Raw genomic sequence first — 12220 nt, 5'->3', positions numbered from 1 at the left:
AAAATTATTTCCAGGGGATGGCTTGACACCAATCTGTTATAGGTGTATATATAACACATAAACAGTTATACATGCTTTACATTTTCTGTTTATAGAACAAAGCAATCTCAATCTATGCTAATCCGGAGGAAGTAATGAAAATATTACAGTCATCAGGGATACCAATATATCAGCAGATTGCTGATAGCTTCAGATCAGATATCCTGGAAGGAAGACTAGCTCAAGGAGAGTATCTTCCTTCTATCAGAGGACTTGCCAAAGATCTGAAGATAAGCGTTATAACAACGCTTAAAGCTTATGAACAGCTGGAGCAGGAAGGACTTGTAACAGCAGTTCAAGGCAAGGGCTACTATGTCAATGCCCAGGATACGCAGATGCTCATCGAGCAGCACAGACGCAAGGTAGAGGACGCTCTGCTTAGCGCTATAAACTCCGCCAAGCTTGCCGGCATGACAGGTGAAGAGCTCACCCAGACACTACAGACATTATTAAGTCTTGATTTGGAGGAATAAGTTATGGAATGCAATTATGTAATAGAAGGTCACAATATTATCAAGAAATATAAGAATTTCACACTGGATGTAGAGAATCTTAAGATTCCCAAAGGATTTGCAACCGCACTTATTGGCGAGAACGGCGCAGGTAAGACAACGCTTCTTGATATCCTTGCAGGTATCAAACTGGATTACAAAGGAAGCCTTAGATTTTTTGACCAATACAATGACAAGGACAGAGAGAAGATTGCTGATGTCAAGAACAGGATCGGATATCTTGGAACAGGCAACTATTTCTTCCCTCATTGGACTTTAAGTCAGATAGAAGATCTGCAGAGCCTTTTGTTCGACAATTTCCATCTTGATAGATACACACAGATATGCAACGATCTGGCTCTTTACCAGGGCGGTGTTTTTGAAAAAAATAAAAAAGTCAAAGACCTCTCTGATGGTAACAAAGTAAAGCTCATGCTGGCAGGAATCCTTGCAAGGGATACAGATCTTCTGTTACTGGATGAGCCCGCATCACCCCTTGATCCTCTTATGAGAGATAAGCTTTGCAATATGCTTCGTGATTATCTTAGTGAGAATGATGGCGAAAGAAGTGTTCTTTTCTCAACTCACAATATCTCTGATATGGAGAATATCACAGATTACGTCATTATAGTAGAGCAGGGCAGGATAGTTGAACAGGGCTTTGTAGAAGACTTAAAAGAAAAATATATCCTCGTTAAAGGCGAGAAAAAAGACGAAAGCTACGCATCAAAAGTCATCAGAAATATTTCTACAAACTCATTTGGCTTCGAAGGAATCTGCCTTTCAGATGATCTCGATAAATTATCAGGTATGGATATTGCAGTAGAAAGACCTACACTTTCTCAGATTTCAGTACACATAATGAAAGAGTACTCCGTTTTAGGAGGCGTCAATAATAAGAGGGAAGCATCATGAAAAACGCTATAAAGACATACAATATGTATCATAGCATCTGGGATACACTGCTCTTCGGATTAGCTGCCCCTATCGTCATCATCGTCGTTCACTTTTTTATAACGCTTGGCCTTGTAGAGGGAGCTACCGGCATAACATTATGTTATACCATGATCGCAGAGATATTCAGAGATTATTTTAGCTTTAACGGAGCATACTCCAGTGACTCACACAATACTATCCTTAGAAGCTCATTTTATGGCAAAAGAACCTTCATAAATGGTATCATGCAGGAACATGCCAGAAACTTTGTACATTATGTGCTAGTGATCGGCATATGCTCAGTTATTACAGCTTTTGCAGATCACTATGATCCATATTATATACCAATTAAAGTAATAGTAGTGCTAATAGCATATACCATGAATACACTTGCAGTGAATGTAGTCAGATACTTTGGTACTTTTACCATATATCCGATAATATCTACCCCCTTCGTTATATTGACTATTATACCGGTAGCCTTTTTAACAGCTCTTGGTATCAGATTTGACGCCTTAAAGCTGGGGATATTCATGTTAGCAGCACTTGTACTGGGGATCATCGTAACTATTATCAGTTATCTTCATGCAAGTCATAGTTATGATAAGAGCTTTTTGGATGTGGTATCTCGAAGAAGCTAAGGAGGATTTTTGAAAATGAGATCATTTATAAGATGTTTGAAACTTTTAAAATACGGAAGCTGCGTAAGAAAACAGCTGACATTTATGCTGGTCATAGCTGTAATAGGTATGATACTTGAATTTAGATCGATAAATAGTTTTATCGGAGGCTTTTATATATTCCTATTCCCTATAACTATAGGACATATGTTTATATCTCTTTCTATGTCAGGCCTTATTCAGTCATCAGTTTTAAAGAAAAAACTGCAGGTATTATATCCTTATGTTGTATCCTTTCCACTGATGTTATTGTCACTGCTTGTTGTGATCGCTCATCGCGTATGGCTTATTCATAATGGTGTAGAAGGTCTTACTGATGCAGAAAACCGCATGATCCAGTCGACATCGCTCCTTGAGATAGGCATTTTTATGTTCTTTTGCTTTATATATTTTGCATTAGTATATAAGTTTTATGCCCCATCTTTTATATTTTTTATCGCATTTATGATTCCTGGTATGGTTATAGTTCAGAACGACACTTTTGGAATCTCCAGATTATTGGCAATCGATTTCAGGTCAGCTGTAATAGCTACGATCATACTATTTATAAGTGGCAATCTGGTATCGCTTATAATATCCAATTTAGTATATAAATACAGCCTATCAGAATATATGATCAAAAGAAGCGTTGGCAAAATGCAATGGTAATAGCTTGTTAGATATAATCTCAAGTGATAGAGTAAGAATAAAAAGCAGGAGCATATCTAATGAACTCACAGATTACAAATTTAAAAGAATGCCTTGATCAAGGCACAGAAATTCTTACTATAGATGTACTGTTAAAAGAGTTTAACGAAGTCAAAGGACACAATGGCGAAGCTCTAATGATACTCTTTGACGGATATTGCCACAGCGATATATTTGATGGAGATATATTAAACGGCGGCGTTGATACTCAAAAGCAAGATGCAGGCAGTAATTTAAGGACTCTGTCCGCAAGATATATCCTTAAGGGCAAGGATTTTGAAGGCAAAGAATGCCGCATTTTTATTGAGAATAATGGCACGTCTGATGGCGGCAGATTTACAACAACTCCAAAGATCCTCACAGACAGCGAAGCTTTAAAAGATCTCGAAGATACTGATCTTATAGGAAGTATCAGCGGCACGGACGAAGAAGGTCATATACAGATCCATATCTGTGTAAAATAAAAGATGGAGTTTTTCATTCTGCCCGGAGTCCACATGTCTGAGAAAAGCGAGTTGGGACCCCAGAATAAAAAGCAATAGTTATGTCGTATATGAGGTTAAGTTTGGAAATGAAGATAGATAGATTCAATGTCCATAATAAGAGAAGAAATGCACTGATGCTACATGGTCCACTTGCCCATCTTGGATATGACTGGTGGTGGCATTCGTTCACTGCGCAGGACATAGAGACAGGAGAGGATAAGCCATTTTTTATAGAATTCTTCATCTGTAATCCTGCACTTGCAGAGGATAAGCCTGTACTTGGCCAGCTCCCGGCCAATCAAGCATCCGGCAAACACCCATCCTATCTGATGGTCAAGGCCGGAACCTGGGGCGAAGATGCCTGTCAACTCCACAGATTTTTTTCCTTAAAAGATGTTAAGATCCATAAAAGCGCTCCCTACAGGATAAGTGCTGACGACTGCCTTGCCTGTGAGACTGCACTTAAGGGTCACATATGTATATCAAAAGAAGAGGTTATGGCTCACCCAGAATGGATGTGCGATGCAGGCGAGATATCTTTTGACCTTGTAATAGACAAGCAGATAGCCTTCAATGTAGGATACGGCGCAAGTAAGCCTCTGCGCGACATGGAGGCATTTGCAATGTACTGGCATGCTGAGGGTATGAAGAGTGCCTACGGCGGAACCGTGACCTTCAATGGCAGAACCTACATAGTAACTCCCGGCAAGAGCTACGGCTACGCTGACAAGAACTGGGGCAGGGACTTCACAAGCCCTTGGGTATGGCTGTCATCTAACTGTCTTGTTAGCAAAAAGACAGGCAGGCTCCTTACAAACAGTGTCTTCGATATAGGCGGCGGACGTCCTAAGATCTACTTCGTGCCCCTTGACAGGCGCCTTCTTGGAGTTATGTATTACGAGGGCAAAGAATACGACTTTAATTTCTCCAAACTGCATCTTCATGTTAAGACTGATTTTAGTTTTGAGGAAAAAGAAACCGAAGTCATCTGGCATGTAAGACAGGAGAACATCCATGCTGTTATGGAGACAGAAGTTCACTGTCTTAAGAAGGACATGCTCTTCATAAACTATGAATCACCTGACGGCAGGAAAAACCACAATCGCCTGTGGAATGGCGGTAATGGATACGGGATCATAAAGCTTTATGACAAAAAAGGTGATGACCTTGTCTTGGTAGATGAGATCGAAGCAACGCATATCGGCTGTGAATATGGAGAATACGGCGAATAAAGGTATGTATTCTTGTGAGTATATTACAGAAATACGCACCAGCTGCAGATTTCGTAATTCAATGAATCAGCCAGTAAATAGGCCCAATGCCAAAGGCATTGGGCCTATTTACTGGCTTTTTGGCACTATTGATAATTCTGAATCTGTAAAAGAAAAAAACATTATACAGTATAAAGATTTTCATAAAAATAGTCGAAATTTATCTTGTAGAGTGGCATTTCAATCCCTAAAGCAATACCCATTAACAACTCTTCATCATAGCTCATTAGGAGGTCACAAATGGATACAAAAACAAGAAAGCATTCGATATGTGAAAAGATGCCCTATATCGCCGTTATACTAGGCATACTCATTCCATCGCTTTTAACGGGAATAGGAGGTTCTATAGGTGAGATGTTTTCAGGAAATGCAGGGAATATAGGTATTTGCATTTTCGCAGTAATATCGATGCTGATTTTTTGGTTTTGGTTCTCGCCTGAATTTAAAGGATTTGTAAAGCCCAAAGCTCCGGCAAGAGATATTTGTATATTAATGATACTCTTAGGGGTTCTTATAATCTTTACACTGATCGAGCCATTATTTTTTTATCATTCGTTTTATTTTAATCCCTCTCTTAATGCTGCTATTATGGGCATTACAGCCGGCTTTGGAGAAGAGACTATGTTCAGGATACTATCCCTTGCTATAGTCATGAGATATGTCAGTAAAGAGAGGAGACTTACTGCGATAATCCTTCTGGCTGTAATATTCGGCCTTTCTCATGCAGGAAATCTGGCACAGGGTGCAGATTTAGTCATGACCGCATCACAGGTACTGCATTCAACATTTATGGCTTTATTGCTTACTTCTTTATATTTGGGAACAGGGAGTGTTATATTTCCGATATTTGCACACGGGTTATATGATTTTATCTGCTTTACAACGGACCCATTATTATCCGAAGATGGCATACTGACGCAGCAGTACAGTACAGGGCGGCTTATGTATGAATTTATTGTAATCATGATCATAGGAACCTTTGCACTCTGCCTGATCAGCAAAAACAAACTCTTTAAACCCAATGAAATCTGGGCAAAGATCTGGAGCAAAGAATAAGAAGTTCAAAGGATTACTATTTATTCTCAGAATCAAGAAAATGGCTTTCGAAAACCTTATAGATGAGATAGGAGAATGATAGCTAATGATAGGCAAAAAATGGAATGTATTTAGAAAAACCACTTCTATATTACTTTTGGTCTCTTTACCTCTAATGTCTTCCGGATGTGGAAACAACAGTGCCTCAGGCTCGGACACATCTTCTCAGGAAGTAGGAATTTCAGATAGTTCCGGAGAACCCGGAGGAGGGAAATGGGTTGATTCAGACGTTTCCGGCATGGTGAATCCTGAAGATAACATACGGCTTCAAGATGACTTTGCTGCGGCTGCAAATAAAGACTATATATTGTCGGCTAGTTTAGATCCTGCTTATGAAGAGGCCAGCATAGTTCTTGATGCAAATAAGCTGGTCTATGAAAGATGTATGGCAATCGCCTCTGACGAAACTATGACAGACGACAATGCTTTAAAATACAAAGCTTTGGTAGATCTGCACTCTGATTGGGATGAGAGAAATAAGCTCGGAGTAAAACCGCTCGAAAAATATATTATAGATATACAGAGCATATCTTCTATAAGTGAACTTACAGAATATCAGGGAAGCCTTGATCGAAATCCCTTTGGTCTGGGGCTTCTAATACCAGAATCCGTAGGAGCACAACTTCAATTCCCGGACAAGAGTACTTTAAATCTCGTGGCTCCGAGTCTTTCCCTCGGATCTGTCTCTTCATATGTTGAATATACAGCCAATACATTATCCGCCAAAGAAAGATGCGATGAAGTAATTGGATACTTTCTTGGAAGACTTGGCTTTTCAGAAAAAGAGATAGACGATATCTTAAAAGGCAATTACAAAATAGAAACTTTTATCGCCAGAAACAGCAATATGGATTACTTAAGCGTAAGTGAAATGTTCACACAGGCTCAAAATAACAGAGAAGGGATCAGCGCCTTACAAGGGGATTATCCGCTCTTACAGATACTGGATAGCAGAGGCTACTTGGGATGCGATAATTTTTATGTGGATTATACATATCTTAAGTCTCTGTCTGGTATCTATACAGAAAAAAATCTTGAGGATATCAAGTCATTTCTTATAGTACATACCATCGATTCAACCAAGTATCTTCTTGACCGCGAATCATATGAAAAGATGGTCTCTCTTTATACTAAAAGCGCCGAAGGCCATGAGGGATTATCAGATGGGCAGCTTGGCGTCCTATTTAGAAATGATATGAAGATCTGCGGCTATCTTCCATTACTAGATACGCTATATCTGGAAAAATATTTTAAAGACAGCGAAAAAACAGATCAGGTAGAAGAATTTACTGACGCACTGATAAAGGCTTATTCACAAATACTTGATGAAGAAGACTGGATGTCGGATGATACAAAAACTGCTGCAAAAGAAAAATTGCAAAATATGGCTCTGCACCTCATAAAGCCTGATAATGTCGCTGACTATTCATCAGCAGAAATAAAATCCTACGACGAAGGAGGCAACCTTGTTGATGCAGCTGCTGAGGGCATGCGCATATTGGAAGCTCACAGGGCAGATATAAGTAAGAATCTTAACTTTGACAGATTCAAGTGGGATATCTATGACGAAAGTAAAACCACTACCGAGATTAACTGTGTGTATTATACCGGCGAAAACGGCATCTATATAATGGCGGGGTATCTAGCCATGTGTGATGCTGCATATGGAGAGGATGCAACACTTGAACAGTTTGCGGGAATTGTAGGAACTACTATTGGACATGAGATAACTCATGGATTTGATTCTAACGGCACTAAGTTTGACCTGTATGGACGTCAGTTTGATGAAAATATAACCGCCATCGACTGGATGGCTGTAGAAGACAGGTCAAAGATGGATGAAAAGGCATCAAAACTTGCCGGCTATTTTTCACTGGCAAGGCCTATCCCCGGGCAACAGAAAGTAAATGGAAACAATATAAAAGATGAAGCCATAGCCGATATGGGAGGCATCAAGTCAGTTCTATATGTAGCAAGGAATATACCTGATTTTGATTATGACGAGTTTTTCAGGGCTTTTGCAAGGCAATATGCACAGCAGACAACTAAGGAAAACGAACTTGACACAATCAGAGGTGACGTGCATCCTCTGCCATTCTACAGAATAAACATTATACTTCAACAATATGATGAATTCATCGAAACCTATGATATTAAACCTGGAGATGGAATGTATTTAAGCCCGGAAAATAGAGTAACTGTCTGGTGATGTCTTATTCAGGAAGGAGAAAGTTATGGGATCAGAGATTTCAAATGCAGCAATAAGGCTTGATAACATAGTCAAAAGCTATGGTAAACATGACGTTCTAAAAGGGGTCACCATGCAGGTTAATAAAGGCGACATCTACGGTCTGGTAGGTAAAAACGGTGCAGGAAAAACCACCATATTCAAGATGATCCTTGGCTTGTCGGAGTACACTAGCGGCAGTGTTTCCATAGATGGCTCGCAAAGTCGCAAAGAGCTGTTTGCAAACAGGTCTAAAATTGGATTTTTTGTAGGATCCAATTTCTACGGATATCTCTCCGGAAGAGCCAATCTTGAGTATTATGCAGCTGCAAAGGGTATCAAGGGAAAAGAGCTAAAGCAGGAGGTTGATCGTGTCCTGAATGTTGTGGGACTTACAGGCGGTAAGGAAAATCAGAAAGCAAAGGGATATTCCCTTGGAATGAAGCAGCGCCTTGGAATAGGCAATGCAATCCTTGGTAATCCTGATATTCTCATCCTTGACGAGCCGACCAACGGTCTTGATCCTCAGGGTATAGCCGATATAAGGCACATGATACGTAGGTTCAGAGATGAGTTTGGTATGACAGTTATAGTATCAAGTCATATTCTTGGCGAACTGGAAAATACCGCAGATCGCTTTGGCATAGTACACAACGGAGTTATAGCCAAAGAGATCACACAGGATGACCTTTCTGCAAAGCGCCCTGAAGTAGAACTGACAGTTTCTACCGATAATCTGGAGCGAGCCAAAAGTATTCTTGCAGAAAATGGTATTGATATCCTAAAAGAAGGAAAAGAGAAAGTTACTCTGGAAGACTATTACTTTGAACTCATTGGAGGATCAGCAGAATGAGGAATTTGTTAAGAGCAGATTTGAAACGTATCTTTCGGGTTGGCCTTATCTATATAGGACTTTTGCTTGCGCTGATCTATATCTCGTATGCAGTACTTGAAGGTATTGTAAATGATGGCTCAATCGGACTTATAAATGGTGTGCAGAAAGCACTTAGCGGAGCTCCTATAGCTCTTTTTATAGTCTTTCCTACATTTTATGCTGTTTTTGCACATGAGCTGTCTTCGAAATCCATGCAGACCGTGCTTGGTCACGGTATAACCAGGAATAAGCTCATAATAGCCAAGCTCCTTGACGCCGCCATTTTACTTCTTTGTCTGTATCTGATCATAATTGCAGCAGCTCTTATCGTAATAAATACAGAATCGGCAATCGTATTAAGCCCGCAGCAACAGGCAAGTCTTATTATATATATCATCCTGAGATGGCTACGACATTTTGGATACATCGTCTTTTCTGCCATGATCATGTACATCTCCGGTTCTACAGTTCTTGGTATTATCGCATGTATCGCATTTGCAGCCATATTTAAGCTGGTATTTAACATAGTAGAGTTTTTTTCTTCTCTTTCATTATATGATTATACCTTTGACGGGCTATTAGATTGGGCATATACCAAAGTAGAAGTGGGAGCAGCCCCCTGGGAGCTTCTGCCTGCTATCTGTTATCTTTTGGCAGCACTATTGATAACGACTTATTTTTTCAGGAGAAAGGAGTTTGACTTTTGAAAGATCTTATTTTTGCAGATGTGAAAAGAATTCTGAGAAAACCGTCATATTGGATCGTACTTGGAATTTGCCTCCTTATTTCACTATTTTGGACTATTCAATCAAAAGGCAGTGACGGACTAAGCGGGTTTTCATTTGCTTCCAGTCAGGGTACAGCTATAAACACAATGAATCTGTTTATAGGAATTGCCATATACGTAAGCGTATATGCCGATGAGTTTACGTCAAATTCCATGCAGTGCCTTATTGGAAGAGGGATTTCAAGAAAAAGGCTCCTTATCGCCAAGTTCGTAAATTGTGTGATCGTAACCTTTATTTCATATGGAATCTATACTCTTTTTATCACGATTACAGGATTATTAATGGGAGCGAAGATGAATGTCGCAGAGAGCAGCTTTTTATATAGCACGATACTAACCAATGCTTTTATCGTTCTGGGCTATGCAACAATATCCATGATCATTCTTTTCTGGAGCAAGAACGTTGCTTATGCAACACTTGTGGATGCATTCCTGCTTTTTGCAGGAGATACACTGCTTGGCGGTCTTAATGCTATTCCTGTGATCAAGCACTTACATATAGACAGGCATGTTTTTTCACATGCCCTCGAATGTGCAAAAGTAGATTTGTTGCTTACCGGCGGCACGGCAATCTTTACGATGCTTTGGCATGTTGCAAAGATCTGCGCAATTTCCATTATTGTGGCATATTTGCTCTTTAGAAAAAAAGAGCTGGATTTCTAACATGGTTTATATGCGATAGAAAGGGGAAAAATATGGCATCGATAATCAGTTTGGTTCTGTGTTTAATCATTATTGGTATTCTTTACAAGAATATGATTACCTGGGAAGGAAGTTACAGGATTTCAAGAGGACAGGCTTTGCTGCCGGTAGTACTTGGGCTTTTATCTGTGCCGCTTTCATTTGTCTTTTTCCTGATAATCGGTCTTACATTCAAGGCTGTAACCGGTTTTGTTCCTACAGATGGACCGGCATTACTTGCCAGTTTCAACCATGCTCTTTTTTCAGCAGCACTGAATGAAGAACTCGCAAAACTTATCATTACGCTTATTGTCTTATGCATTTATAGAAAAAAATGGAGAAATGTATATGAATATATGCTGGTAGCAGGCGCCGTCGGATTCGGATTTACTCTTATAGAAGATTTTGTATATAGTATGGGTCTTACAGGTCTTTTAATGAGGCTTCCGAATGTGACAGTACATATGATGCTCGGGCTTGCCATGGGAAGACATCTTGGCCTTGCCAGATATAACAAAGTAACAGGCAGAGGGTCTGTAGTAAAAGAATACCTTCTTGCATATTTTGTTCCAGTATTATGCCACACTATTTTTGACTTCTTTGCTGCAAACATGCTCATACATGCCGGGGATAACGTAGAAACTATAACACCGGAAATAGAGAGAACAACATATATTGGTGCTGGTATGGTACTGATCATAGTAATTCCGATATTTATATTCCAGTTCTATATATTCAGACGGCTTAAGAAAAATGCCGCAAATCTTACAGCACTTTCATTCATGGATACAAACAGTGCAGATCAGAAGTCATGACAGGGTCTGACCTTATTGTACCTATAAAGTAAGAAGCAAAGAGGAGTGCAGATGGATACAGCTGTATATAAGCCCCAAAACGAAGAAATACAAATCAAGCTTCGTCGCTACCGGGATGCTCTATCTCTAAGTGGCAGCATGGTGATCGCCTTGTCTGTATGGGATATCATCAAACTATTCATCGGCTTTTTCTTAGGTGAGGAAACGATTGCTCAGATTATCGGAACGATTATGGAGCAAAACGGCAGCGTTGTTATAGGTACGGAATATGAGAAGGCTGTAAATATCATTCTATGGATAGGTATTTTGCTGATAATCATGATGTTTAGTGTTGTTGTGCTTTTGTATCACCTTTACATTGGATTAAATGCTTATAGGGTAGGACGGCAGACAATAAAAAGAAAAAAGAGATTTTATCTTGTACTGACTTTCCTTAGTGCACTGTTTGCAGGAATACTTATCATAGTGAATATTTTAAGTTTCATTAATGCTGAGGAACCCAGCGGAAATGTGGATCTAGCCTTTTTCATAATGGAGATAACTGCATTTGTAAATTACATATTCATTTTGTATTCAGCTGACAAAATCAGAAAACTTGAAAAAGCAGGTGGAGAATCACAATGACGAAATGGCAGAAATTAAGAAATATACTGCTGGCTGCTTCTATGATCCTCATAGGCGCAGCAATGCTTGTTTTTGGCGAAAAAACATATATGGGTATCATTGGTATCTTTTCTCTGACGTTAGAGATCATGGGGCTTCGTATGCTCTGGTTCTATTTTCGGATGGCCCGGCACATGGTTGGGGGAAGGAATATCCTGTTTCGCGGAATCCTTTTCTTTGATTTTGGGATATTCACAGGTTCTCTTGTGTGGGTACCAAGGGCATATGTTCTTATGTATCTGGCAGGCACTTTGGCTTTTTCAGGTGTTGTGGATCTTTTGGGGGCAAATGAATCAAGAAGGATTCAAAGCTCCTGGAGATTTAAGACTTTTCAGGGCGTGGTCAAGATATTATTTTCTATTATATGCCTGATTTTTATGCGAAGCGGAGCAAGAGTTGTATATATCTGTGCTGTTGGTTTCATCTTCTCGGCGGTTATGAATATAGCGAATACATTTCGCCGTCAGCAGGTAATCACGATAGATTAGG

14 protein-coding genes are annotated in these 12220 nt (G+C 39.7%); all 14 read left to right on the top strand.

What is annotated here, in order from left to right; translation table 11 throughout:
* The first annotated feature begins 134 nt into the window (after positions 1-134).
* The 14 genes from I7804_RS18335 (at position 135) to I7804_RS18270 (ending at position 12219) form a co-directional block, all read left to right on the top strand.
* Positions 135-512, top strand: a complete 378-nt coding sequence (locus tag I7804_RS18335; protein ID WP_022754496.1) for a GntR family transcriptional regulator — start codon at positions 135-137, stop codon at positions 510-512.
* Positions 513-515: 3 nt separating this feature from the next.
* Positions 516-1445 carry an ATP-binding cassette domain-containing protein gene (locus I7804_RS18330; protein ID WP_092046558.1) on the top strand — a complete coding sequence of 310 codons (930 nt, stop codon included), beginning with the start codon at positions 516-518 and terminating at the stop codon, positions 1443-1445.
* Positions 1442-2107 (top strand): hypothetical protein, encoded by a 666-nt coding sequence (locus I7804_RS18325; protein WP_248406037.1) that lies wholly within the window; start codon positions 1442-1444, stop codon positions 2105-2107. Before I7804_RS18330 ends, I7804_RS18325 begins: the two co-directional genes overlap by 4 nt.
* Positions 2108-2122: 15 nt before the next feature.
* Complete coding sequence (locus I7804_RS18320) at positions 2123-2794, top strand: hypothetical protein (protein WP_248406035.1); 672 nt, start codon at positions 2123-2125, stop codon at positions 2792-2794.
* Between the two features lie 59 nt (positions 2795-2853).
* Positions 2854-3297: a DUF3237 family protein gene (locus tag I7804_RS18315; protein ID WP_248406033.1), complete on the top strand. Its 444-nt coding sequence runs from the start codon at positions 2854-2856 to the stop codon at positions 3295-3297.
* 89 nt (positions 3298-3386) lie between these two features.
* Entirely contained in the window at positions 3387-4550 is a 1164-nt protein-coding gene (locus I7804_RS18310; RefSeq protein WP_248406031.1) for a tocopherol cyclase family protein, read from the top strand.
* A 279-nt stretch (positions 4551-4829) separates the two neighbouring features.
* Positions 4830-5645: a CPBP family intramembrane glutamic endopeptidase gene (locus I7804_RS18305; RefSeq protein ID WP_110074368.1), complete on the top strand. Its 816-nt coding sequence runs from the start codon at positions 4830-4832 to the stop codon at positions 5643-5645.
* A gap of 85 nt (positions 5646-5730) precedes the next feature.
* Positions 5731-7893: a M13 family metallopeptidase gene (locus tag I7804_RS18300; RefSeq protein WP_248406029.1), complete on the top strand. Its 2163-nt coding sequence runs from the start codon at positions 5731-5733 to the stop codon at positions 7891-7893.
* Between the two features lie 25 nt (positions 7894-7918).
* Positions 7919-8764 carry an ABC transporter ATP-binding protein gene (locus I7804_RS18295; protein WP_110074366.1) on the top strand — a complete coding sequence of 282 codons (846 nt, stop codon included), beginning with the start codon at positions 7919-7921 and terminating at the stop codon, positions 8762-8764.
* Positions 8761-9492 (top strand): hypothetical protein, encoded by a 732-nt coding sequence (locus tag I7804_RS18290; protein WP_027207403.1) that lies wholly within the window; start codon positions 8761-8763, stop codon positions 9490-9492. Before I7804_RS18295 ends, I7804_RS18290 begins: the two co-directional genes overlap by 4 nt.
* A gap of 20 nt (positions 9493-9512) precedes the next feature.
* On the top strand, positions 9513-10235 hold the full coding sequence (locus I7804_RS18285; protein WP_248406227.1) for an ABC transporter permease: 723 nt from the start codon (positions 9513-9515) through the stop codon (positions 10233-10235).
* Positions 10236-10267: 32 nt separating this feature from the next.
* Complete coding sequence (locus tag I7804_RS18280; protein ID WP_027204568.1) at positions 10268-11068, top strand: PrsW family glutamic-type intramembrane protease; 801 nt, start codon at positions 10268-10270, stop codon at positions 11066-11068.
* A gap of 51 nt (positions 11069-11119) precedes the next feature.
* Positions 11120-11692, top strand: a complete 573-nt coding sequence (locus I7804_RS18275) for a hypothetical protein (RefSeq protein ID WP_248406028.1) — start codon at positions 11120-11122, stop codon at positions 11690-11692.
* Positions 11689-12219, top strand: coding sequence for a DUF308 domain-containing protein (locus I7804_RS18270; RefSeq protein ID WP_248406027.1), 531 nt, complete (start codon positions 11689-11691; stop codon positions 12217-12219). The genes I7804_RS18275 and I7804_RS18270 overlap by 4 nt, the downstream gene beginning before the upstream one ends.
* Position 12220: the final 1 nt, after the last annotated feature.

This window comes from Butyrivibrio fibrisolvens, assembly GCF_023206215.1.
In the GTDB taxonomy this organism is placed as follows: Bacteria; Bacillota; Clostridia; order Lachnospirales; family Lachnospiraceae; genus Butyrivibrio; species Butyrivibrio fibrisolvens_C.
Note: the sequence above shows the minus strand (reverse complement) of the source record. Positions and strands in the feature narration are given on the sequence as shown.